This is a genomic window from Methanobacteriaceae archaeon (assembly GCA_030656015.1).
Classification (GTDB): Archaea; Methanobacteriota; Methanobacteria; order Methanobacteriales; family Methanobacteriaceae; genus UBA349.
The window spans coordinates 583,104-609,166 of record JAUSNX010000004.1 but is presented as its reverse complement, the minus strand read 5'-3'; the positions used below and the strand labels follow the sequence as shown (position 1 = coordinate 609,166).

Annotated in this window: 15 protein-coding genes; 6 read left to right on the top strand and 9 right to left on the bottom strand. The window is 33.6% G+C overall.

What is annotated here, in order from left to right:
- Positions 1-16 precede the first annotated feature (16 nt).
- Entirely contained in the window at positions 17-8,707 is an 8,691-nt protein-coding gene (locus tag Q7I96_06110; GenBank protein MDO9627182.1) for a hypothetical protein, read from the top strand.
- 107 nt (positions 8,708-8,814) lie between these two features.
- Here Q7I96_06110 and pyrC read toward each other — a convergent pair whose 3' ends face one another.
- Positions 8,815-10,146 (bottom strand): dihydroorotase, encoded by a 1,332-nt coding sequence (pyrC, locus tag Q7I96_06105; protein MDO9627181.1) that lies wholly within the window; start codon positions 10,144-10,146, stop codon positions 8,815-8,817.
- Between the two features lie 288 nt (positions 10,147-10,434).
- Here pyrC and Q7I96_06100 point away from each other — a divergent pair, with 288 nt between their 5' ends.
- Positions 10,435-11,568 carry a nucleotidyltransferase family protein gene (locus tag Q7I96_06100; protein ID MDO9627180.1) on the top strand — a complete coding sequence of 378 codons (1,134 nt, stop codon included), beginning with the start codon at positions 10,435-10,437 and terminating at the stop codon, positions 11,566-11,568.
- A complete protein-coding gene (locus Q7I96_06095) occupies positions 11,559-12,374 on the top strand; it encodes a peptidylprolyl isomerase (protein MDO9627179.1) in 816 nt (271 codons plus the stop codon). The genes Q7I96_06100 and Q7I96_06095 overlap by 10 nt, the downstream gene beginning before the upstream one ends.
- Before the next feature lie 230 nt (positions 12,375-12,604).
- On the opposite strand, the gene Q7I96_06090 is transcribed toward Q7I96_06095, so the two are convergent.
- The 8 genes from Q7I96_06090 to Q7I96_06055 all read right to left on the bottom strand — a co-directional run bounded on the left by Q7I96_06090 (position 12,605) and on the right by Q7I96_06055 (position 21,195).
- Positions 12,605-14,257 carry a histidine kinase dimerization/phosphoacceptor domain -containing protein gene (locus Q7I96_06090; protein MDO9627178.1) on the bottom strand — a complete coding sequence of 551 codons (1,653 nt, stop codon included), beginning with the start codon at positions 14,255-14,257 and terminating at the stop codon, positions 12,605-12,607.
- A 60-nt stretch (positions 14,258-14,317) separates the two neighbouring features.
- Positions 14,318-15,595, bottom strand: a complete 1,278-nt coding sequence (locus Q7I96_06085; protein MDO9627177.1) for a histidine kinase dimerization/phosphoacceptor domain -containing protein — start codon at positions 15,593-15,595, stop codon at positions 14,318-14,320.
- The gene (locus Q7I96_06080; GenBank protein ID MDO9627176.1) at positions 15,582-16,676 is read right to left on the bottom strand and encodes a hypothetical protein; all 1,095 of its coding nucleotides are present in this window, start codon (positions 16,674-16,676) and stop codon (positions 15,582-15,584) included. Before Q7I96_06080 ends, Q7I96_06085 begins: the two co-directional genes overlap by 14 nt.
- 520 nt (positions 16,677-17,196) lie before the next feature.
- Positions 17,197-17,559 carry a DUF2085 domain-containing protein gene (locus tag Q7I96_06075; GenBank protein ID MDO9627175.1) on the bottom strand — a complete coding sequence of 121 codons (363 nt, stop codon included), beginning with the start codon at positions 17,557-17,559 and terminating at the stop codon, positions 17,197-17,199.
- 99 nt (positions 17,560-17,658) lie between these two features.
- Positions 17,659-18,123, bottom strand: a complete 465-nt coding sequence (locus Q7I96_06070; GenBank protein ID MDO9627174.1) for a B-box zinc finger protein — start codon at positions 18,121-18,123, stop codon at positions 17,659-17,661.
- Between the two features lie 174 nt (positions 18,124-18,297).
- On the bottom strand, positions 18,298-19,896 hold the full coding sequence (gene serS / locus Q7I96_06065; GenBank protein MDO9627173.1) for a serine--tRNA ligase: 1,599 nt from the start codon (positions 19,894-19,896) through the stop codon (positions 18,298-18,300).
- A gap of 169 nt (positions 19,897-20,065) precedes the next feature.
- Entirely contained in the window at positions 20,066-20,299 is a 234-nt protein-coding gene (locus tag Q7I96_06060) for a KEOPS complex subunit Pcc1 (protein MDO9627172.1), read from the bottom strand.
- 107 nt (positions 20,300-20,406) lie between these two features.
- Positions 20,407-21,195: an AAA family ATPase gene (locus tag Q7I96_06055; GenBank protein MDO9627171.1), complete on the bottom strand. Its 789-nt coding sequence runs from the start codon at positions 21,193-21,195 to the stop codon at positions 20,407-20,409.
- Between the two features lie 525 nt (positions 21,196-21,720).
- On the opposite strand from Q7I96_06055, the gene rplJ reads away from it, so the two are divergent.
- From rplJ to mfnA, 3 genes are all read left to right on the top strand, one after another.
- Positions 21,721-22,203 (top strand): 50S ribosomal protein L16, encoded by a 483-nt coding sequence (rplJ, locus tag Q7I96_06050; GenBank protein MDO9627170.1) that lies wholly within the window; start codon positions 21,721-21,723, stop codon positions 22,201-22,203.
- Between the two features lie 215 nt (positions 22,204-22,418).
- Positions 22,419-24,701, top strand: coding sequence for a phosphoenolpyruvate synthase (gene ppsA, locus Q7I96_06045; protein ID MDO9627169.1), 2,283 nt, complete (start codon positions 22,419-22,421; stop codon positions 24,699-24,701).
- A 78-nt stretch (positions 24,702-24,779) separates the two neighbouring features.
- The gene (mfnA, locus tag Q7I96_06040) at positions 24,780-25,943 is read left to right on the top strand and encodes a tyrosine decarboxylase MfnA (protein ID MDO9627168.1); all 1,164 of its coding nucleotides are present in this window, start codon (positions 24,780-24,782) and stop codon (positions 25,941-25,943) included.
- Positions 25,944-26,063 lie beyond the last annotated feature (120 nt).

The following is a 26,063-nucleotide window of genomic DNA, read 5'->3' as shown; positions in this document are numbered from 1 at the left end:
AGTGGGGGATATGGACTTGAAAAAAATATTTTTAATAATTTCTTTAGCAATATTAATTTTATCTATTGGTTCTGTTTCAGCAGCAGAAAATTTCACGGGTGATAATGCTACAAATAATAGTGTTTCATTTGTTTCTAATCAATCTTATCAATCTAATGATTTTAATAATTCAGTTAATTCTAATCATAAATCAGTTTCAATATCGGGTGTAGTTTCTGATTGCATCACAAGTAAACCATTTCCTGGAGTTAGTGTAAAAGTAAAAACACTATCTGGCGTAGAATTAGGCCAGACAACTACTGGTCAAAATGGTATTTATAATCTTTCATTTTTAAGTAATGAAACAAAATTTATTGTTATAGCCGCATATGCTGGACACCTGTCTCCCACACAACAGGTTTTAACCGTTTTAAACAATAGTACTGGAATAACTAGTGCTGTAGCTAACTTCCGGTTAGGACAGCCTTCAGTAGCAATTGGTTCTCCCGGTGAAACATTTATTAATGAAAGTTTTTCACTACAAGTTACTTTTGATAATCCGTCCAATACCACTGGGTTTGGCCCAATTGTAGAACTTTCTCTCCCATCTCAAATTACATTTAATAGTGCTAATTATTTAGGTAATCCCATAAAAACATATGATCTGGGAATATTCGGATTGTCTGGTCAAATTTTTAACCCCCTTACTCACCAGATGGCAAATGGTACTCCGGGTTACCATTTATATATTTTAGAATATCCCTTTGGAAGTTTTACCCCGGACCAACCTGTAGCACCAGTAACAGTTAATTGTTTCATGGCTGCTAATGCAACTATTGCGGTACCCCTAAATGTGAGTGCAGTTCCAGTATTTAGATTTGGTGATGACCCCATTGATAATCCTTCTACTGATCCGGCAATATATGGGCCAAGAGTTAACAGTACAGTTACTCCAACCGTAATACGTCTTACAAAAACTACTACTGTAAGTGAGAATGAAATTTCAACAGGACCTAACTATCCAGTTACTTACATATTAACATTGGATATTGCATCAGGGGCAGTAGTAAATAATGTTACAATTTCTGACTTACTTTCTGGTAATATGCAATTCTTAAATATGGTTAATCCTTCTGGTGGGAATTTCACTGCTCCAAATAGTACAACTCGGGGTGGAATTATAAATGTTACATTCGGAACTCTTGTAGGCATAGCAGGTACTGATAAAACAGTTACTTATCTTGCTTATGCTCCTGAATTTAATAGTACTTCCCAACCAGTTATAGATCCACTTACTGGTTTACCATCGTCAGGACCAAATGATTCTTGGGCTACAGGTAAATATGGTAACCTTACAGTTACAGATAATGGAACTAATACTAATTATAATATTACTTTGAGATCACTATCTATACAAAAATCTGTTTTGGATCTAAATGGGACTAATGTAAAACCAACTGATACTTTGCAATATACTATTGCATTTCAGGTATCTGATTATTTCCAATTTAAGGATATAATAATTACTGATATAATCGGTGATGGTCAAAGCTTCCTATCATCATTCATACCTTACTTAATTATCAATACCAATGGGACAACTAATAACATTACATTTAATTCAAGTAATTATATTGTTACTCACAATAATGCTACAGGGACATGGACCATAGTATTCAATGTTTCTCAACAGATGATAGATTCTGGACTATCTGGCATATTAACTGGAGGACTTTACAATAACCGTTCCATTAATTTAGGGGCCACCACGGGAAGTATATTTTTCAGGTCTCTAATTGATATAGCTTTCGAAGATCCAGCTAACTTTCATGGGGGTAACCCTTTCTTAACATCTAATGATGATACTACAAATGCAGTAAATATTGCTGCGGGATTAACTAATTCTCCTAATAATGTTACTGAGAGCAGTGGGACCTCAATTACAATAGTGGCCCCAACTATTGAAAAGAAATTATATGCTATAAATGGGAATACTACTAATCTAACTAACTTTATAAAGCCGGGTGACTTAGTGACTTTCTCTTTAAGAGTTGCTGTGCCCACAACTAACCTGGAAAACTTTACTATTAAGGATTTCTTGCCTATACCTTTCTTTAATGCTACTCAAGTTTCTTTAACAAATAGTACTCAGGGAGACACGCCACCAGGTGTTGGACAATGGTGTTTGGCTAGTGATGATACTTTAAGCAGTTTTTTGGGCAGGGTGCCTACATTAACTATTGGTGCTTTGGATAATACTCTTTCATTTAGTTATGGTCTGGTAAATAGTACAGATCAAAATGTTAGAATAGCCCATATCTTATTCACAGTCAATGCTACGAATAATCCAATGGCGGATGGCCTTTACTTGACTAATTTAATGAATATCATGTATGAGAACAGTCCGGGAGCTATTTTTTCGGATAATGCTATAATTTCATTTATTACTCAGGAACCGGCTTTGAATATAACTAAAGGTATCTTGAATACCACTGGAGCAGGAACTATTTCTCCACTTCCAAGCATATTACCTATTAATGGAAATCTTACGGGGGCTGATGCTGGAGATAAAGTAACATTTGTTATCACCATTGGAAATCAGGGAAGTTACAATGCGTATAATACAATAATTAAAGATAATATTTTATCAGGATTTGTCAATTTTAATATAATAAGTGTGGTCTATGGAAATGGAACTCCCATTATTAACTACACTGGTAATTTAACCAACGCTACGGGTCTAATATTGAATAATATTATTCCAGGCAATTCCACAGTTTTAATCACTTATAGTGTTGATGTGGCTTCTAATGTGTATCCTCGTCAGATAATTAATAATACTGCTCAAATTACTAATTACGGTTCAACTGATGGTGGACCTAATTATGTTCAAGATCAAAGTTTATTCCAAGATCAGGCTAGTGTAACTATCGCAGATCCTACTATTTCTAAGAATTTAGTAAATAGTACTGATCCTGGAACATCTGGAAATAACCTTACCATTGGTGAACAGGGAACATTCCGCATTACAGTCACCCTACCTGAAGGCCAAATTCAAAATCTAAGAATATCAGATATATTGCCTTCGGGACTTGCATATGATGGTAATTATACAATAGATCTGTCTGGATTCAATGGAACTTTAGGAAGTCTAACTTTCGCAGTGGTTGGAAATAATATAACTTTCTTATTCAATGGAAATAGCACAATTTTAGGAGATAACAATAATTCTACAAACACGTTTTATATAAATCTTAAAACTGTGGTGCTCAATAATTTAGCTTCTAATCCTATAACTGGCACGGTTCTTTCCAAAACAAACACAGTGAATCTTAACTGGGACAATAATCCGGGATCTCAATTAACTACTAACTATAATTTTAATGTTTTACAACCTCAACTGAACTTGATTAAAACTATTACTCCTAACCCTGCTGTTGGAGGCCAAATTGTAACAGTTAGACTAAATTTAACTAACAATGGTTTATCACCAGCATATAACATTACAATTACTGATTCATTAAATGGGACTGCATTTAACTGGGCTACTGTTGTTGCCAATAGCACACCTTATGGATTCTCATTTAATTACAATTCGTCAACTGGAATAGTGACTTACACTGATGGAACTTTACTCAATGGCCAGAATGCAATTTTCACATTCAATGTGACATTGATGAATAATATAATCTCTAATTCATCTTACAATAACTCTGCCACGGCAACCTATGATTCATTAAATATTACTACAATTCCACGGACTGAAAACAGGAATTACACGGTTACTAATAGTACTTTACTTAGAACTGTAGCCCCATCAATCACTAAAGGTATTTTCAACACTTCTGAGATTGATTCAACAGGAACTAATATTTTTATAGGGGAAGTTGTGACTTATCAACTTAATATTACTATACCTGCCGGAGTTACTCAAAATCTAACAATAAGGGATGTTTTAAACAATGGACTCTCTTATATACAGTTAAGATCATTAATTAGTAGAAGTAGTGGTAATATTACTGCCACAGGATTCAACTTTACTTCTCTAAATATTACTGATTTCCAAGCAATAAATGAGACTACTATTAGCCCTTTGACATTTTCTCTGGGTAATGTTACAAATAATAATCCTAATAGTTTAAATGAAACTATTAGCTTATTATTCAGTGTAGTTTTAAGAAATGATGCTGTGAACACTGGTAATAGAACCATAGGCAATATAGGCAATATAGATTTCCTTAATGCTACCAATCAAAGCCGAACTATAAGTAGCAATACTCAAAATATCGTGGTTAGATTACCTAATTTAAGTGTAACTAAAACTGCTAGTAATACTGCTCCTCAAGGAACTGATTCTATAACATTTACTATTGTGGTTAGAAATAATAATGGGGCCATGGCACCAGTTTATGATGGAGTAATATGGGATATGGTTGACGCTAACTTTGTAAATGTTCGAAATATTACTATTACTAATAGCACTCTAATTAATTTTAATCAAACATTTGATAACAGTACAGGAAACCTTACAGTTACCTTTGATAGGCTTCCTGTAAACCAAAACTTAACTATTACATTTGTGGCCGATTTAAAACAGAACATAACTTTTAATCAAACCACAGCCAATCGGGTTAATGTAACAGGTACTAGTTTGCCGGGAACAAATGGATCTGGTGGCCAAACACCTGGCGCACCAGGCACATCTACTGGTGAAAGGACTGGGGATCCAACCATGCCTGCTGGTGCAGTTAATAACATAAATGCTACTGCTCTAGTGAATATCACTGCTCGTTCACCATCTATAAATAAGACTTCTGGCGGATCTAAGAATGTAAACCTCACTATAGGGGCCACAGCTCCTCAAACTATAGTTATTAGTATCCCGATTGGTACTACCAATAATTTGAAAATAACTGACTTGGTTCCAAATGGACTTAGTGTGGTAGCTGGATTATTTAATTATACTATAGGTTCGAATTTAACAGTTCAAATCAGTACTCCTACAGCAATTTTCAATAGCACTACAAATACATGGGAGTTTGTCTTTGGACAGGTAAATGCAACTCAGTTCAGCAATATTACTATTGATTATACAGTAATGGTTCTTAATGTGATAGGTAACCAAAATGGAGTTAATTTAACTAATAATGCAACTGTTTATTATCAAGGTGCTACTGGTGAAGTCAATGGAGGTTCTTCTACTACAACTACTAGAGTAATTGAACCAGATTTACAAATAATTAAGACTGCTAGTACCAATATTAAACCTGGAGATATTTGCACATTTACTTTGAATATTTCACACAAAGTTTCCAGCACTTCAAATGCTCATGATTTAATTATTGTAGATAATATTCCTGCAGGAATGACTTATCTGGATACTACATCTCTTCCAGGTGCATGGACCGCAGATGCAACGCAGCCTGGAAAAATAATATTTAATGGCCCAGCTCTTCTACTAGGCCAAAATGCAACCATTATATTTAGATGTGCAGTTAATAATAACGCTTCTCTAGCAGGAACTAATATAACTAATATAGCAAACTTAACTTACAGTTCTCTTAGTGGAAATGATACTAATGAAAGAATTTACAATACTTCTGGAAGTTCTGTAACTCATATACTGGGTGCGGATATATTTGTTACTAAAATCGCCCCACCTACAATATATGCTGGTCAGCAAATTAACTTCACTATAAATGTGGGAAATAATGGTCCAGATACTGCAATTAATGTGGTATTAAATGATCTTATAGATCCAGTTTGGTTTGCTAGGATGAATAATGTCCAGTATATGCTTAGTGGTATTTGGTACAATTTAACCAATCCACTTACACTAAATCTTGGAAATATCTCTTCATTAAGTAACATAACCATACTGGTGAGTGGAACTATTAATTCTTCAGCTCCAGTGGGAATTTTAAATAATTCAGTCAATGTAACAAGTGATACTCCTGATCCAATTTCCGGGAATAATTCTGCCCAAACCAGTACCACGGTGCAACAGCTGGCAGATATAGTAGTTGATAAAAATGGTCCTGCTATAGTTATAGCTGGAAACAATATTAGTTACACAATATTAATTACTAACAATGGGCCTTCTGATGCATTGAATGTGCATTTATTTGATTCCATACCTGCCCAACTAATAAATATTATATACTCTACAAATGGAGTAAACTGGATTACATGGCCTCCTGCGGGTGGTTTTATTGATTTAGGTACTTTAATAGCAAACCAATCAAGCACAGTATGGGTTAATGCTACAGTACCATCTTCTACTGCGAATGGCACAGTATTAAATAATTCAGTAAATGCGACAACTACTACTCCAGTTAATCGGACTGCTACGGATTCTGTCAATACCACAGTTAATACACAAGCGGATTTACAAGTAGATAAAAATGGCCCTTCAATTATCATAGCAGGTAATCAAATATTTTATACAATATCTGTCACTAATAATGGGCCTTCTGATGCATTGAATGTACAGGTTTATGATAATGTCCCTGCACAATTAAATAATGTCAAGTACTCTTTAGATGGTATAAATTGGATTAATTGGCCACCCATTGGAGGTTATATTAATTTGGGAACTATTTTAGCCAATATAACTAATAATACTCGAATAATTTACTTGAATGGAATTGTTAATCCATCAACTGTTAATGGAACTGAATTAAACAATACTGTAAATGTAACTACCACTACTCCTGATCCAACACCAAATATTGATACAGTAATTACTACTGTGGAATCTATTGCTGATATTCATGTTTCTAAACTAGGGCCTGCTTCTGCAATTGCAGGTCAAGATGTAATTAAATACACAATAAGTGTGGGAAATAATGGTCCTTCAGTGGCTCATTCCACTATGCTTTATGACAATATTACATTCTTAAGTAATGTTCAATACTCTCTAAATGATGTAAACTGGTCTTCTTGGACGGGATCACTTTTACTAGGTGAATTAAATCCAGGTTCGGTTACTAACATATTTATAAGAGGTTTATTACCTGCTAATGCCAGTGGTACTTTAAATAACACAGTTACAGTAAATACAACTTCTCTTGATGAACATCCTGAGAATAATACTGCTTCAGCACTTACTAATGTGAATACTACTGCGGATGTTTATGTGGTTAAGTCGGTTGTGGGTCCGGTTGTTGCGGGTTTGAATGTTACTTATAATTTGTTGGTGGGTAATGTTGGTCCTTCGGTGGCTCGTGATGTTGTTTTAACTGATCTTGTTCCGGTTAGTGTTTTGAGTCCGGTTTATTCGGTTAATGGTGTATCGATGGGTATTTGGTCTGGTACTTATTTGGTTGGTAATTTGACTCCTGGTAGTGTGGTTAATGTTACTATTAGTGGTTTGTTGTCTTCGGATGCTTTGGGTGTTTTGAATAATACGGGTAGTGTGAATTCGTCCACGTTTGATAATTTCACGGATAATAATACGTCTAATGTGTCTTCTTTGGTGAATACTACTGCGGATGTTTATGTGGTTAAGACAGGCCCAGTAATTGCAATACCTGGAAAAGATGTGGTAACCTATGTAATTACTGTGGGCAATAATGGTCCTTCTGACGCTAGAGAAGTTGTATTAACAGATTCAATTCCATCTGTAATATTGAGTCCGTTATATTCCATGGATAATGGTTTTACTTGGAATACTTGGTCTGGAAATTTATCACTTGGCAATATGACACCTGGAAGCGTCCTAGAAATTTTAATAAGAGGTGCATTGTCATCTTCAGCAACAAAAGCATTTAATAATACTGCCATAATTAATTCATCAACTTATGACCCAATACTTGAAAACAATACTAGTACAGCTGAAGTTAAAATTAAAACAGCAGATATTGCAGTAATAAAATCAGTGAATGTTTCCAATCCAAAATACTGGAGCAATGTGATTTTCACTATCCGAACAATTAATAATGGTCCAGATGGGGCTACTGGGGTCAAGGTAAAAGATATTCTACCTGCTGGTCTGAAATTCATTTCATACTCCACAAATCGAGGAACATACAATCATAATACTGGTATTTGGGATATTGGTTCGATTAATAATGGTTCTTATGTATTGCTTAACATAGTTGCTCAGGTTGTCAAATCCAATGTATTTATTGTAAATACTGCCAAAAAATACTCCGAAAACGAGTATGATCCATATCCTGAAAATGATTCTGATAATGCGACTGTAAATGTGGCGGCTGCAGCAGATCTTGGTATTAAAAAAACAGTTAGTGCTAAGTCAGCTTACTTCGGTAAAAAACTCTACTTCACAATTATAGTCCAAAACTGGGGTCCAGACACATCTACAGGAGTTACTGTGAAAGATGTTCTTCCTAAAGGGCTTAGATTTGTGTCATACACTACTAATTATGGTACATATAATCATAAAACTGGAATTTGGAATATAAACCTTTTACCGGCCCATAAAATAGCTAAACTCACCATAACCTTTTATGGTGTTTACTCAGGGAAAAAAATTAATGTGGCTAGAGTTTCATCCAAAACTTATGATCCAATTATTAGGCCGGGCGATTCTAAAGTATCAAGTGCTACAGTGTTAATTAAGAGACCTAAACGCCATTATCGCCCCCACCATAGTCATCAAAACACAGTCCCAATGCAGCATACAGGTTTACCATTAGCAGCATTAATAATGGCCATATTAATGATAATGGGTGGTGTTATAAGTAGTAAAAAGACAAAAAAATAACTAAATGGTATATAACTGGAAATCTGTTTATTCTATTTTTATTTTAAAATAGTTTTTTTTTAAATTTGATCAATAGAATAGAATATTTTTTATTTTAAGACGTAAAATTAAGGGTAGGCAGGAATTCCTTGGTTTTGGTACACATCATTATTTTCCATGACTAAGTTACCTCTACAAATGGTCATTATGGGGGCTCCATGGTATTTCATACCTTCAAAAGGAGTGTAATGGCCTTTACTATAAAATTCTTCTGAATTTATAATTCCCTCTCTTTTGAGATCTATAATTACTATATCTGCATCCATACCTATTTTAATAAACCCTTTATTTTTCAAATTAAATATTTTAGCTGGATTTTCACATAAAAGTCGTTTTATAGAATCTAAACTAATTTTTTGTTCATGGTATTTTGATAGAAGTAATTTAAGAACAACTTCTAAGTTGGGAATGCCCGGTGACGAATCCCAAACCCCTTTTTTCTTTTCTTCTATGGAATGGGGTGCGTGATCTGTTCCAATTAAATCTATTTTACTCAAATTTTCCCAAGAGACTTTTTCAGAATATTTTCGAAGAGGAGGATTAGTTTTGGATAAATTACCAAATTTTTTAAATGCAGAAGAATCTAAAAACAAGTGTTGAGGAGTAATTTCAGCTGAAATATTATTTAAGAATGACTTTGAGCTATTTATCATATCTAAAGATTTTTGAGTGCTTACATGGCAAAAATGGGTCTTGGTCTGATAATGATAAGTCAAGGCTATGGCTTGAGCCACAGCAACTTCTTCAGCCACTGATGGTCTGGCCAGAGTGTAATCCGATGGAATATTTTGTTCTTTTGATTTTAACTGTTCTGTACATTGATTCACGATGTCTTTATTTTCAGCATGTAAAGTAATCACAGGTTTTGCTAAGTTTGAATTATTTTGAATATTAATATCATTATTTTCTTCTATGGAAAGTTCAGAGATAGTTTTAAATGATTCCTTGAGAAAACCACCATCAACAGTATCCATGAATATTTTAAAGGAAGCAGGGCTCAAAGGTGCGATTTTTTCTATTTCTTTTAAATCAGATACTCCTGCATGCAGCCCGAAATCAACAATACTTTTTTTTGAAGCGATTTCAAGTTTGTTTTGGAAATTTTTAGCAGTATTGGTAGGCGGAACTGTATTGGGCATGTCCAGAATAGTGGTAAATCCACCATTAGCTGCTGCATGGCTTCCACTTTTAAAGTCTTCTTTATATGTCAGCCCGGGATCTCTGAAATGTACATGGACATCAATTAATCCGGGTAAAACCAGATTTTCTTTAGCATCAATAGTTTTTTCAGCTTTTGAAGGAGTTTTCCCTATATCTACTATCTTGCCTTGGTTTATACTGATGGAACATAAATTCCTTTCTGATGAAATCTTACAGTTCTGAATACACAGGTCTATCATAATTGACACCAACATCCATATTTTAATGCTACTATTGATTTTATTGCAATTACAACTAGTAATATTGTAATTATTCTATCTAACGGTTAAATTATTAATCGATAAATTAAAATTATATGCTCAGATTCAATATCAATTTTTACTTAACTCATATTAGTTTAAGAATTTTGCTGGATTAAAAAACATATTTGTTAATTTTATATTTTCTATCATTAATTATGTGTATTATTATATTTTAAACAGAACAATTTATTATTTATTTTAAATATAAAATAAAATTAAGATAATATGATGGAAAGAGAAGAACTGGCCAAAAAAATAATGCAAAGGGATAGGAAAATAATTTTTAGTGATGCAGCTAATACAAAGCCAAGCTTGGAAGAATCTGAAGAAGAATATTCTTCTAAAAGAGACATGAAAAACGATCCTAAAATAATTGCTGACTTCACAGAATACTCTCCCCTACATAAAGGCCACCTACATTGCATGAGACAGGCCCAGAATGCATTTCCCGATGCTCTTTTTGTGGCCATTGTCCCTGGACCTACTGAGCGCAGTGGCCGTGGGTTGCCTTATATAATGACTCGCCAAGCCCGTGCCAGAACTGCAGTAGCTGTGGGAGCTGATTTGGTAGTGGAAGGCCCACCTATGGGAATAATGGGATCTGGTCAGTACTCTTTGTGTCTGGCCAAGATGTTCCAGGCCCTGGATGCAGATATCATTCCCCGAGGTTATAAACCCGCGGAAGGATTCGATTTAATCATGGAGAGAATTTCTATAGGTCATGGTGTGGCCCCTAAACCATATAAAATGGTGGATATGGAAACTAAAGAAATATTGCTGGAAGGAAAACTAAAGGAAGATAATTATGTTATTGCTTCACTTTCTAAATCACTTAAAAAAGTTAGCTTTGATTCCAAGGATAAATTCTTTTTTGTTAAAAGAATAGAAGGTGTTAGTGGCACGCTTATTAGAAAATCTGTTCTTGATAACGACCTGAGCATGGTGAAAGACATGCTTCCTCCAGAAACCATTGAAGTTTTAAGGGAAGAGATAGAGAGTAATTATGCACCACTTCATAATGTAAGAAGTGAAGAATTAATACTGGAAACAGTGAATGAATCTTCCAGAGATGAATTATTAAATCTCTCTTTATTAAATGAAACCACAGTTAATGATATTATTGATAAAAGGCCTTATAATTCTTTAAATGAGGTTATTAAATCTATTTCTCAAGGTTTCAGTACTCATCATAAAAGTAGGGTTTTATCTTCTCTGGAGGCAAAAGTAGATAAGGAAACAATTTCTAAATATATAGAAAATTACCCTTCTCTTATTCGTGTATTAAATTATAAAGATAAACACGTTTTACAAGAGTTTAAAAATAGAATACCTCACAGGAGGCTAAAAATATGGCAGTGAAAGAAGGAGACTTTATAAAATTAGAATTTACAGGACGAACCAAAGAGACCGGTGATGTCTTTGACACTACTATTGAAGAAGTAGCTGAAGAAGCTGGAATTAAAGTTGATAAAAAGGCCTATGGGCCCATACCAGTTATTGTAGGTGGAGGACACTTACTAAAAGGCCTAGATGAATCTGTAGCAGGAATGGAAGAAGGAGACAAGAAAACAGTCGAACTTCCTCCTGAACAAGCTTTTGGTGAGCGAGATGCTAAATTAATTCAGCTAGTTCCTATGAAGGAATTCAAAAAGCAAGGTGTTAATCCCTATGTGGGTATGACTCTCACTGTGGAAAACCACAATGGGCGAGTAATAAACATTTCTGGTGGCCGAGTACGAGTGGATTTCAACCACGAATTGGCCGGCAAAACTTTAGAATATGATGTGGAAGTTATAGAAGTCACCACTGATGACTTGGAAAAAGTCAAAAGCATGATCAAACTCCACTACCCTAACCCAAATTTGGATGTTTCCAAGACAGAAATCACCTTTGAAGATGGTAAAGTTGTTATTTCCATGGATGAAGTGGCTAAATTTGATAACCAGCCTTATATGGATATTACTTTTGCCCGATTCAGAATTTCCCGTGACATCTGGGAAAACATCGAAGGCGTAGAAAAAGTAGAGTTCACTGACGTCTTTGAAAAAAAGGCTGAAGAGGAAGCTGCTGAATCTGCTGCGGAAGAAGTGGCCGAAGAAGTTATTGAAGAAGTAGCTGAAGATATTCCAGAAGTTTTAGATGCTTCTGAAGTGAAGAAAGAATAATTTCTTATTTTTTCTTTTTTCTATATTATTTATTTTCCAATTCTATTTTTATTTTTAAATTTTTTTTTTTTTTTAAATAAAATTATTGAATTTTATTAGTATAATTTCTTTAGTATATTGATCTGATAATAATAATAATAATTCAGAATTAACATTCAATTCAAATTTATTTTTATCTCTTTTAAAAAGTAATTATTAAAAAAAAATACTAATAATGGTGTTTTTAAAAATTATTTATATAATTCTTTAAATTTAATTTTAAAGTCAGTTCCATTTGTTTTATTTAATTCCATTTCCCCATCAATTTGTTCAGTTAAACTAGTAATCAACTGCATTCCTAATGTCCCGGTATTTTCTAAATCCAGATCCTGAGGGAAACCTATTCCATCGTCTCTAACATTCAGAATAAATATGTCCTTTTTTTTATGGAAATTTATGTATATTTCCCCTTTTCTACCATCTGGAAATGCATGTTTCATACAATTGGTTACCAGTTCATTTAAAATCAGTCCAAGGGGAACTGTAGTGTTTATATCTAACATTAGGTTTTCAACATCCATATTTAGGCTGATAAGGCTGGGATCGGCCACATAAGTGTGGAAAAGATCGGTGGATAATGTGCGAATATATTCTCCAAAATTTATTCGCTTTAAATCACTGGATCGGTATAATTTTTCATGTATAAGTGCCATTGAGTTTGCACGACTTTGACTTTCTTTAAAAATACTTAATGCTTCTTTATCTTTAATGTAGCGAGATTGGAGGTTAAGTAGGCTGGATATTACCATTAAATTGTTTTTCACCCGGTGATAAATTTCCTTTAAAAGCATTTCTTTTTCTTTCAAAGAAGAACTCAGTTGGTTTTGAATGTGCTTACGCTCTTCTATTTCTGCTTTCAATGCCAGATTAGATTCCATTAATTCTAAAGTTCTCTCTTTTACCCGAATTTCCAATTCTTCTTTTGATTTCTGTAATTCCTCCTTAGCATTTTTTTGAGATATGGCGCTTGATATGATATCTCCAACAATTCTAAGCAAATATAAAATGTCATCGGGCCATATCAATGGCTTATGGACTGAATCAAAACCAAGAAACCCAATAAGATTCTTATCCGCAATCAAAGGAACAACTACTACTGATTTGATGTTTTGACTTTCCAATATCTCTTTTTCATTATTTGCTTCTGGAGGGAGTTCTGAAACGACTGGAACATGGATAGTTTTAGATTTATTTAGATTCTTCATCCACCATGGAAATTCACTGACATCCAGGCCTTTTAAATTTTCAATTTGAGGTTCTATACCTTTAGCACACCATTCATGAGTATTGTCCATTTTTTCTTTATTATCATAAAATAAAAACACATAACTACGGTCAACACCTGCAAAATCACCCACTAGGTGCATGGTTTCGGTGATATTTTCATCTACTTTACTTATACCAATATCAATAAAAGAAGCTGAAACATCCATTATGATTTTTTCAAATTCTAATCTATATTTCAAATCCTTTTCTACATTTTTTAATTCACTGATATCTCGGCTATTAATTACACTCCCAGTAATCTGCTTTTTATCATTAAATAAAATATTTACGATGCTTTCCATCCAGATATACTGTCCATCGGCTTTCCGAGAGCGGTGCTGAATTTTAATAGATGAATCCATATTTAAAGCTTTTTTAACACTATATTCGAGCTTTTCTATATCTTCGGGATGTAAAATTTGATTTAAGGGGGTTCCAATTATTTCTGAGGGAGTATATCCTAATATCTTTTTAATGGAAGGAGTTGTATATTCGACAATTCCTTGTGAATCAAGTTTTACTATAACATCTAGGGTGTTACTGGTTATGATTCTTAAAAGTTCATTATTTTCTTTCATAGGATTCCTCCCAGATTAGCAATATTATTTTTATTTTAATATATAATTCTAAAGATATATTCACATTCTATCCTTATATTTCAATTCTTTAAATTTAATCTTGAAAAGTGTACCTTGGCTTCTATCTAGAATTATATTTCCGTCAAGCTGTTTTACTAATGAATTTATTAATAGTAAACCCAATGTTTTTATTTCTTCAAATTTTATATCTTTAGATATCCCTACTCCATTATCCCCTACACATAGTAAAAATTCGTCTTTTCCGAGTGGTTTTAAATCAATGTTTATCGCACCGGACATATTATCTGGAAAAGCGTATTTTAAAGAATTAGTGACTAATTCTGTAATAATCAAGCCACAAGGTATAACTGTATCCATATTAAGCCAGATATTTTCAAAGTTTATTTTTAGTTTAATAAGATCTGGATCTTTTTTAAATGAAACTAATATTCCATAGGTTATGGATTTAACGTATTCCATCATGTTTATTCTGGCCAGGTCTTTGGATTGATATAATCTTTCATGGACCATAGACATGGATCTAATTCTGTTTTGACTTTCCTGAAAAATCTCACGAGCTTTTTTATTATCAAGGTAATTTGATTGAATACTAAGCAAGCTTGAAATTATCTGCATATTGTTTTTTACTCTATGATGGATTTCTCTAAGAAGCACTTCTTTTTCTTTAAGGGAGTTTTTAATTTCATTTTCAACTTTTCTAAGTTCAGTAATATCTAAAAAAGAAACAACAATTAGTTCTGTCTCAGGAATCCTATCAATTGTTAGAATGATATTTTTAATTTGTCCATCTTTAGAAATTCCAGTGGTTTCATATCTGCGAGGTATTATTTCAGGAGTGCTTTTTCTTAAATTTTCATAAGATTTTATTTTTACAATATCTGATGGCGCAATGAATTCTGTCCATTGTTTACCTTCCATTTCTTCTTTAGAATAACCGGATAATATACTGGTTTCTTCATTGATAAGGGATACATTACCATCATTTTCAAGAATTATAGTAGCAGTTCCTGTATTTTCAAATATTGATCGATACATAATTTCTGATTTTTTAAGTTCATTTTGTATCCTTTTTCTTTCAGATATCTCTTTGCGGAGTTTTTCATTAATATGTTTTAATGAAGATGTACGTAATTTGACTAGATCTTCCAAATGTTCCTGATATTCTTTTATTTTTCGCTCTGCTTTTTTACGTTCGCTGATGTCTCGAGCAATACCTAGGATAAGTTGTTGGTTATTGAATTCTATTAATTGTGTATAAACTTCCACGGGTTTTATAGAACCATCTTTTCGAATATTTTCAGATTCAAAAAAAAACATGCCCTTTTTCCATAAGTTCTTTAACACGGAATGGCATTTTATTCTGTTCTTGTTGAGATTCCATTTCATGGAGTGAGATATGCATCATTTCTTCTTTATTGTAGTTCAGTGATTTGTAAGCGGATTCATTCATATATATGGGATTTCCATCCAAATCATGTAACATAATGGAATCATTAGAGGAATCTAATAGTTTTGCTTTTAATTTTAGTTCTTGCTCGGTTTTTTCCCGTTCAATAATTTCATTTTTTAATTCCAGGTTTATATTTGCCAGATCTTCTGTTCGTTGTTTAACTCTAATTTTTAATTCATCATGGGATGATTCTAACTGGTTATACAGTTTTTTATTTTCATTTAGGACCAATATATGTCTTATAATAATTAATCCTATTATTATACCAATACTTAATGCTAAAATATGGAATTCAGTATTTATTTTATTGTAATGGCCCCATATTAGTAGAGAAAATGGAACTAGAATCCAGAAGTAAGTTAAATAATTATACCAAGAAGTTACTTTTCCTGAAATTTTGTTTTTAGAGAAATATTCTGGGTTATTGGCCTTAAAATACATTTTTTCAGCATGTAATATTCCGGATAATCCTATAAGGATAAATGAAACCATCCAACCAGCATCTATGGCACTTCCCGATACATAAGTTCCTAATAATGATTGATAAGCAAACAAAAAATCTGATATTATCATGGCTATGATGCCTAATATTAAAAGTATCAAAGAACCTTTCATGGGCTTTGTCAGAGGCCTGAAAATTAATATTAATAATCCAAATATTAATAATAAATCACCTATGGGATACGCTGCAGATATTAATGCTAATGCTAATGAATCACTTGAATTGAAAATTGGTTCAATTAGAAAATTCCAGATTATTATTCCAGCAGAAATTATTATAATGCCCATATCCAGTAATATTTTGGTGTATTCACTGTGTTTTAATTTTTTTGAGGGTAGATAAAAGATGCCTATAATAAATAGAGGGTAAGCTCCCAAATAAAATAAATCTGCCAGAGATGGAAATGGTTCTTGCTGTAGAACAATCTCGAGAAAAGTATATATCATTTCTCCTAATCCCCATGATATTAAAGCAAGACTAAAAAAAGTCCATGCAAGATATGTACGTTTTGAATGAAATTTAGAAAATTTTGCAGCATACAAAAGGCAAATTGCAGCTAATATTGGGGTAAACGAGTTAAATAAGTCACTAGTAACTAATTTGAAATAAGGGTCAGTGGAATATAAAACTAAATAACTAAAACTAATTAGAATTATTAAAGAAATAAGTATGCCTTGGAAAAATGTAATTTTGGGTTGAGTGGATATTTTCATTATATGCCTCATTAAAACCTAAAAATACTAATTTATCAGATTAATTATTATTATAACTTTTAATGATATATTAGAGCTTTATTTAATCATCTGTTGTCAATAATTATTTAAAATTCCAATATATATTTATATTCTTTTCTTTTTATATTTATTATTTATTTAATAGCCAAAATCTTCTTGATTTTCTTATTATCTCGGGCTTTTAGTTAATAATTTGTTAGTTGGTCTAATTACCCTATTTAGCTTAATATTATTAGTATAAAAATAAATTAATTAGATTTCGCACAATAATTACTATTAATGAAGCTAAAGAACATCCTAAGAGAAAACCCGTCATTAATCTGAGTAAATTGTTACTATTTCTCCATCCCCAGTATTGGGTGGTTGCATCAATGGTAGCGGGCAATGCCAAAAGAATTGTATTAATAATATTAGGATCAATTATTCCTCCATGAAATAGAGGTAATGTAAAAATCCCTAAAAATGCACCAGTACATCGAGCACATAATGGTAATGGATGTTCTCTAATATAAATAGTTCGATCGGGTAGTCTATGGCATAATGGGATGTGATATCTTTTTAAAGGCCCAGAATTTCGCTGATCTTTTTCAGACATTTTAGCACTTCAAAAAATTAAATGAATTTTATTTTGTTATTTATTTCATTTTCTAAAAATTATAATGATATTTTTAATAAATAAAATAAATTTGATTAATTAAAATCCTAAGGAGTTAATAACGCCCCTAGGATTATTCAAAATCTGATTTATTAGGCTATTAATATCTCCATAGGATGGGGCCAGATAAATTACATAAGCCGCATATAAAATAACTCCTAAAATTATTAGAGTTACTAAAAAGGCCACACAGAACAGTAAAAATGTATTGCTTTTTTTAGGTGTTTCTTCTTTTCTTGGTTGAGGCATTCCTCTGGTGTATTTTCGTGAATATGGTTCAGGTTCATTTTCAGGTTCAGAATATGGTTCTCGTTCCAGATATGTTTCTTTAATTGTTTGTTCTGACTTTTTATAGGGGTCTTGTTTTCCCTCAACCAGTTCATCAGCACATTCCTGACAGTAGTTCTTACCGGCCAATTTTAGACGACATTCCCCACAAATAACTTTACCACAACTTACACAGGCGGCCACACCTTCTCTATCTGGATGATTTTCACAGTTCATTTTTTCACCTGATGAATTTAAACTAATTGTTACTCCGGATTTAATGGAGTTTTTTCATGGACCTAATTTGTTTAAATACACTCTAAGATATTTTATTATCAAAAATATTTGAATATATCTTTTAAAATACTGAAAATTTAAGATATTAATTGAGTAAATAGGAAAATATGGAATTTAAGGCCAGGTAACCATCTTAGGCACCTTAACCATTTCTACTTTTTCCCTAACCAGTTCTGGCCATTGTGTGGTGTCAAATCCTTTCTGAGCCAAGAATCCGAAGACCCATCGGGATAGTCCAATACCAGTACATCCAGTCCATATTCTTTGATTTCGAGCTTCTTTAATAGAAAATCCTTCTATAAAGTGTGTTCCATGGACATTGGCAGAAACCACAGCTACTCCTTTATCTTGACCAGGTAAACTTAATCTCATTTCGTATTTAGGTACGTCTGGGAATTCTATTCCTCTTTCTTCCACTTTACGTCCTTCTAAATAAAATGGATCGTCTCCGATTTCGGTGTACCATTCCAGTTCCATTTTATCTGCTATTTGATGGGATAATTCTAGGGTTTTATCTCTTATTTCATTGGTCTGCTCGGGAGTTCCTAACCATACTAGTTCAGTTCGCTGGAACTCATGTACTCTATCCAGGCCTTTTGCTCCACCGGCTTCCCACCGGTAGGTCCATCCACTTTTATCATAGGCTTTAATAGGTAGGTCTTGTTCATTAACCACTTCATGGCTTAAAAATTCGTAAAATGGTTCGCATTGGGCCGGAGCAATTACATAACCTGGATCTTTAAGCCCTTCTTTTAATAAGTCAATAGGAACTTCTTTGTTTATTATTAATTCATTTTTAAACTTTTCAAAAGTCGCTGGGTCTCTTTTGGGGGCACTGCAATAATACATTCCTTCGGGAAGCCCTTCTAGATATCTCATTTTGTGCATTATTGGAATAGGAATCAGTTTGGGGAACAAATATTCCTCAAAGCCTAAAGGAATTACAATGTTTTCCAGCAAAATTTCTTCCAAAGTTCGCTGCAAGGCTACCATGGGTGGTGCATAGGTCCATTGACCCCTTCCAGGGAATTTTTTTACCCAACCCTGTTTTATGGACTCTTCAGTAGGGTCCCCTTCAAAAAGAGGAGTTCTTTTTTCACTGCGAGCTATTATTTTACCGGGGGTGACTTTAGTGACCTGTCTGGTAAGTATATCTGTAGGTTTATCTTCATCGGTGCCTTCTTTAGTGGTGTTTTGGTCATTTGTTTTCCCATCACCAGTTTCTGGTGCAGTAACATATTTTAAAACTCTGTTGACGATATGCTTCCTTAAATCTGCCTCTTCCATATCATGTACTTCTACAATCACTTCATTGTCGTTTATTTTAAAATCAGTGATTTGTGGTAATTTTTTGGCTAAATCAAAATTCACATCGTATTTGTCCTTTCCAGTAGGAATAATAGTTTTGTATTTGGGTACAAAGATTTTACGTATTCCCATGTGATATTTTTGGCCTAATAATTGGGTTAATGGCTTTTTCATTCGCAAAATGGCATCGTGGGCCCTTACGCGATGGCCAGATTCTATAGTGACTTTTAAGATACTGCCATCTATTTCCCAATCGGTAATTTGAGCTCCTTCTTCTTCTTTACCTTCAGGAACTCCTTTTAGAAGTAATTCACTGTTAGCGTCTTCAATAAACTTTTTTATATCTTCTTGAGCTTCTTCGATGTATTTACTGAAAGTTATTTCGCCCTGGAGTATGAATTTCATTATTTTCACCTTTTAATATGATTTCGATTATTATTCCTTAAAATATGATAATTGTCAATATTTCAATTGATATTATTAAATTCAACTATACTAGTTAAATTTTAGTTAAATTAAATTCAGTTAATTAAATGAATGGTTTGATTGGCCATTAATAGCCGCTAAATTTACTTCACGACCCTTTTATATCTTCTAAAATTTTCTCTACCGTCATTTCGCAGAATATGAGGTCGTCTGCTGTAGCTAAGAATGTACTGAGTGAATTTCCTTTTATCTCAAATTTCACTTCAGAGCCTTCAATTTCGGATTCCAAGTAATTTTTGTTTTCTGGATCCAGAGATTTTAAGGAAATTTCTGCCTGCTCTTTATTTTCATATTTCATTAATATTTGGGCCTTAATAAACATGATATCATCTTTAATTTATGTTATTCCATTTATGATTTCAGAAATATTGATTGATTATAATTAATTGATTTAATAATTTATGAATAATAATTATTTAATCGATTCCATTAATCCATACCCGAGATATTTAATATTTTTTTTCCAATATCTTCAATCGATTTTAAGGCATCTGAATCAGGGTATTGATTAAGAGGCTTGCCTTCCATGTCGGCGTTGATCACAAATGAATCGCGGGGAATGCTTCCTAACATGTCAACATCCAGTTGTTTTAGTTTTTTCTCAACGAATTCCTCTTCTTCCACGCTAGAAACTTTGTTAATTACAGCCACTATATTCTGTACTCCAATGTCTCCGGCCAGTTTTTTTATTCTCTGGGCAGTTTCCAGAGATTTTAAACCGGGTTCAACTACTACAATCATCATATCCACAGATTCTGCAGTTTTACGTCCTAAATGTTCTATTCCAGCTTCCATATCTAGAATAACTATTTCGTCTTTTTTTAGTATCATATGTCTTAAAAGAGCTTTCAAAAGGACAGAGGCTGGACATACGCATCCATCTCCACCTTTATCTACAGTTCCCATGACTAGAATTTTTAGATTTCCATCAGGACCATAATCAATGGATAATGTCTCGGGAAGATCGCTGATTTTAGGGTTCATTTTGAATACTTCTCCAAAGGAAGATCCTGGTTCTGCTCCAGTCCTATCCTTTATTAAATCCCTCATTTCAGATATGGGGGTAATTTTATCATGTATTCCAAGACTAGATGCTAAATTCATGTCTGGATCAGCATCTATAGCGAATACTTTGTACTTTTTGGAGAAAATACATGACAATGTACTGGAAAGAGTTGTTTTACCTACTCCTCCTTTTCCGGTTACAGCGATTTTCATTTTAACACCTTATCATAATATTTAAATAGGATTTTAATTATTTTTAATTAATTTAATTTATTTTTAATTCTATTTTGCTTTCAATAAAATTTTCCACATAAAAATTTCAAATAATAAATACTTTATTAAATATTAAATTAATTAGTAGATAATTATTTAGTATATATTAAAAATAATCTTTATAATAATATGGACTATTTATGTTAAAAAATAATATTAAAGATATATTTAAAATTGAAGATATATTAAAGATAATAATATGAATGAATTGAGATGAATTTTAATAATGATTTTAATTAATAATTAATTTATTAAGAAAATTAATTTTATTTAGAATAATACTGATAAAAAGTTATTTGAAAATATTTCATATTTAATTATAATTTATATCAATTACATTTTTGACGGTAACGTTTATTAATGGTTATCAAGAAATTGAACTTAACTTAATCTAAGTTATCATTTCAGTTATCATTCTCAATTTTCAATGTTTAATTGATAGAAATTTTTATGGAGGATTTATTTATGGTTCGAGCATACACAAGAAGAGATTACATTAGAAAAATCCCAGGGTCAAGGATAGTTCAATATGATATGGGTAACTTATCAGCGGAATTTCCTATATCTGTGAGTTTAGCAGTGAAGGCCCCTACCCAAATTCAACACAACGCTTTAGAAGCATCCAGGATTGCTTCCAACAGATTTATGCAGAGAAAAGCTGGTAGAATGGGTTACCACCTGAAAATACGAGTTTATCCGCACCACATTGTCAGGGAAAACCCTATGGCCACTGGGGCCGGTGCTGACCGGGTACAAGATGGTATGAGAAAAGCTTTTGGTAAAGCAGTAAGTTCTGTAGCCATAGTGAAGAAAAATCAGAAGATACTCACTATTCAAACCAACAAGAAAAACTTTTTAGATGCCAAAGAGGCCCTTAGAAGAGCAGCTATGAAATTCCCAGTTTCCTGTAGAGTAGTTGTTGACAAGGGAGAAGAACTAGTCAAATAGATAATTATATTTAAATTGGTTTATTTAACCAATTTAACCTTTTAATCTTTTAAAATATATTTAATTTAAGTTTTAGACTACATTTGCGCGATCTGATTCGTAATTTATCTAAATATCTATGGATAAATAAAATTAGTTAATATCTGTAATTAATTAATGGATTTGATTAATCACAATTATTTTTGAACAATAATGAGGTTTTAAGGGGATAAAACATGTATGTGGCATTTTTTGAGGATTTAAACAAGGAAGATGTGGATATTGCTGGTGGAAAGGGAGCTAATTTAGGAGAATTAACTCAAGCTGGAATCCCAGTTCCTCCGGGATTTGTGGTAACATCCGAAACCTATGATAAATTTATGAGAGAAACAGGGATTTATGGTGAAGTAATGGGCTTTTTAGACTCTCTGGATGTTAATAACAATAAAAAACTCCAGGAAGCCGCTAAAAATATTAAAAAAATCATTATTGAAACCGAAGTTCCTGAAGACATTAAAACGTTGATTATAGAAGCTTACAATGCACTTTGCCAACGTATTGGTACTGAAAATGTTTTTGTGGCCATTCGTTCATCTGCCACAGCAGAAGATTTACCTGAAGCCTCTTTCGCAGGACAGCAAGATACTTTTCTTAATATTAAAGGCCCACAAGATGTCTTAGAATATGTGCAAAAATGTTGGGCATCTCTTTTTGAAGCAAGAGCAATTTTCTACAGAGAAGAAAATAATTTTGATCACTCCAAGGTATATATTGCAGTAGTAGTTCAAGAAATGGTGGAAGCTGAAAAAGCAGGTGTAATGTTCACGGTACATCCTTCTACTGGTGAAGAAAAGATTCTTATTGAAGGTTCTTGGGGATTAGGTGAAGCTGTAGTTTCTGGAACTGTTACTCCTGACACTTACTGGGTGGACAAAGCTACCGGTGAAATTCTGGAAGTTACCATCAGTGAGAAAAATGTAATGTTCAAAAAAGACCCTAAGGCTGGAAAGACCATTAAAACAGAAGTTCCCACTGATTTGAAAAACAAGCGGGTTTTAAATGAAGATGAACTGGAAACTCTAACTGAAATGGGTAAAAGGATACACGACCACTATGAATTCCCACAAGATACTGAATGGGCTTTTAAAGATGGTGAACTATTCATGCTCCAGTCCAGACCAGTTACTACTTTAGGTGGAAACCATAGCGAATCTCAAGATGCAGAAGAAAGAGAGAGAATAGTAATAACTAAGGGATTAGGCGCCAGTCCGGGTATGGCTTCTGGTGCGGTAAAAATAGTTAATGATATTGATGAGCTGGACAAAATTCATGAAGGTGACGTTCTGGTTACTGTTATGACCACTCCGGACATGGTTCCGGCCATGAAACGTGCCAGTGGGATTATCACCGATGAGGGTGGAGTAACCTGTCACGCTGCTATTGTTTCCAGGGAATTGGGAATACCTTGTGTGGTAGGGACATCGGATGCTTCTAAAACCCTTGATGAAAATCAATTAGTTACTCTGGATGGTAAAAAGGGAATTATTTACGAAGGAATACTCAAAGTTTCTGAGAAAAAAGTGGAAGATACACAAACATTTGCTGAAGCACCAGTATTAACTGTCACTGAGGTAAAAGTCAATGTAAGTATGGTTGAAGCGGCTCAAAAGGCAGCAGCTACAGGAGCAGACGGTGTGGGCTTACTGCGAACAGAACACATGATGTTAACCTCTGGAGTCCACCCTAAAAAGTTCATTACAGATGGAAGAGAAGATGATTTGGTAAAAATACTGGTAGAAAATATTCTAAAAGTAGCTGATGCATTTTATCCTCGACCAGTATGGTACCGAACTCTGGATGCCCCAACAGATGAATTTAAAACATTAGATGGTGGCCAAGACGAACCTTATGAACACAACCCTATGCTGGGCTGGAGAGGAATCAGAAGGGAACTGGACGAACCAGAAATCTTAAAAGCTGAATTCAATGCCATTAAAAAACTTCACGAACAGGGCTACACCAATATTGGTATTATGGTACCTTTAGTACAGCACCCTGACGAGCTTAAAAAGGCCAAGCAAATTGCCGAGGAAGTTGGATTGAAACCTCATAAGGATATAGAGTTTGGAATCATGGTAGAAACTCCTGCAGCAGCTCTTATAATTGAAGACTTCATTGATGTGGGACTTGACTTTGTAAGCTTTGGAACTAATGATTTAACCCAATACACTCTGGCCATTGACAGAAACAATGAGCACGTAGCAGGCTTATACACTGAAGGACACCCTGCAGTTTTAAAACTCATTGAAAGAGTTATTAAGAAATGTAATGCCGCTGGAGTCAAAACCAGTATTTGTGGCCAGGCTGGAAGTATGCCTAAAATTGTAGAAAAACTGGTAGAGCTTGGAATTGACAGTGTATCTGCAAATACGGATGCTGTAGCTGACGTCAGAAGGACTGTGGCCCGTGGAGAGCAAAAATTACTTTTAAGGGCTGCTAGGAAGATGGTTACGGAATAAACTTTTCATTGTTTATCTTTAACTAATTTTTAATTTTTTTAATATTTTTCTAATTAATTTATTCTAGGTGTCATTAAAATGGATAAAACAGGACTCAGCAAGTGCCAGGTCTTTGAAACGCTTCAGGAGTTCAAGAAAAAGGATCTAAAGTATTCTTCCGGCAAAATATTAGGTTCCATGTGCACCTGTGCGCATCCTATTGCTAAGGAAGTATATTGTGATTTTTTAGAATCTAATTTGGGAGATCCTGGCCTTTTTAAAGGTACTAAAGCACTGGAAAATGAAGTAATTTCTATGCTAGGTGAACTTTTAGGCAAAAAAGATGTTTATGGGCATGTAATTACTGGTGGCACGGAAGCTAATCTCATGGCCATGCGAGCAGCCAGGAATATGGTCCAAAATACTATGGGTGAAGAATTAAATGGAACTCTCGAGATTGTGGTTCCTAAATCTGCTCATTTTTCTTTTAAAAAGGCTGCCGATATCTTGGGTTTAAAATTAAAAGAAGTTGAATTGACTGACGAATATCGCATGGATTTGAATTGTTTTCAGGAAAATCTCTCCAAAAATACTATTGCAGTAGTTGGTGTGGCTGGAACCACGGAACTAGGTAAAATTGACCCTATATCTGAACTTTCCAAAATTTGTTTGGATTCTAATATTTATCTACATGTTGATGCGGCCTTCGGAGGGTTTTTAATACCTTTTTTAAAAGAAATTGGATATAAACTTCCTGATTTTGATTTTTCTCTGGAAGGAGTTTCTTCAATTACCATTGATCCTCATAAGATGGGTTTGGCCCCTATTCCATCAGGATGTATCTTGTTTCGGGAAAAAGAGTATCTGGATGTCATGAACATTGATACTCCATACCTCACTGAAAAACAGCAGTCCACTATTGCCGGTACCAGAACTGGTGCTTCTTCGGCTGCTACTTGGGCTGTAATGAAGTATATGGGTAGGGAAGGTTATGCAAAACTCGCGGCCAGGGCCATGGAAATAACAGACTTTTTAGCCAGTAATCTGGTCAAAGCAGGATTTGAACTAGTCAGTTCACAGGAATTGAATATAGTTGCATTTAATTCTAAGCAAATGCTGGCTCAGGAGTTGGCTGAAAAACTTGAAGCTCAAGGATGGGCAGTCTCTATTTCATCATGCCCTCCGGCCATAAGGGTAGTACTAATGCCCCATATAAAACGGGAACATATAATTGAATTCATGGATACCCTTGAAAATATTTAAAATAGCTATAATTAAATTAATATGGATTATATTTTCCTACTTTTTATTATTCCTAAAATTAATTATAATCAAGGTATATTGATATGGTGAAATTGGACTATGGAATAATATTTTTTATTT

Bases quoted from the DNA above. Each gene is read 5' to 3' on its own strand.
- pyrC (MDO9627181.1), bottom strand. From the start codon at position 10,146: ATGATAGACCTGTGTATTCAGAACTGTAAGATTTCATCAGAAAGGAAT.
- Q7I96_06100 (MDO9627180.1), top strand. From the start codon at position 10,435: ATGATGGAAAGAGAAGAACTGGCCAAAAAAATAATGCAAAGGGATAGG.
- Q7I96_06095 (MDO9627179.1), top strand. From the start codon at position 11,559: ATGGCAGTGAAAGAAGGAGACTTTATAAAATTAGAATTTACAGGACGA.
- Q7I96_06090 (MDO9627178.1), bottom strand. From the start codon at position 14,257: ATGAAAGAAAATAATGAACTTTTAAGAATCATAACCAGTAACACCCTA.
- Q7I96_06085 (MDO9627177.1), bottom strand. From the start codon at position 15,595: ATGTTTTTTTTTGAATCTGAAAATATTCGAAAAGATGGTTCTATAAAA.
- Q7I96_06080 (MDO9627176.1), bottom strand. From the start codon at position 16,676: ATGATATATACTTTTCTCGAGATTGTTCTACAGCAAGAACCATTTCCA.
- Q7I96_06075 (MDO9627175.1), bottom strand. From the start codon at position 17,559: ATGTCTGAAAAAGATCAGCGAAATTCTGGGCCTTTAAAAAGATATCAC.
- Q7I96_06070 (MDO9627174.1), bottom strand. From the start codon at position 18,123: ATGAACTGTGAAAATCATCCAGATAGAGAAGGTGTGGCCGCCTGTGTA.
- serS (MDO9627173.1), bottom strand. From the start codon at position 19,896: ATGAAATTCATACTCCAGGGCGAAATAACTTTCAGTAAATACATCGAA.
- Q7I96_06060 (MDO9627172.1), bottom strand. From the start codon at position 20,299: ATGTTTATTAAGGCCCAAATATTAATGAAATATGAAAATAAAGAGCAG.
- Q7I96_06055 (MDO9627171.1), bottom strand. From the start codon at position 21,195: ATGAAAATCGCTGTAACCGGAAAAGGAGGAGTAGGTAAAACAACTCTT.
- rplJ (MDO9627170.1), top strand. From the start codon at position 21,721: ATGGTTCGAGCATACACAAGAAGAGATTACATTAGAAAAATCCCAGGG.
- ppsA (MDO9627169.1), top strand. From the start codon at position 22,419: ATGTATGTGGCATTTTTTGAGGATTTAAACAAGGAAGATGTGGATATT.
- mfnA (MDO9627168.1), top strand. From the start codon at position 24,780: ATGGATAAAACAGGACTCAGCAAGTGCCAGGTCTTTGAAACGCTTCAG.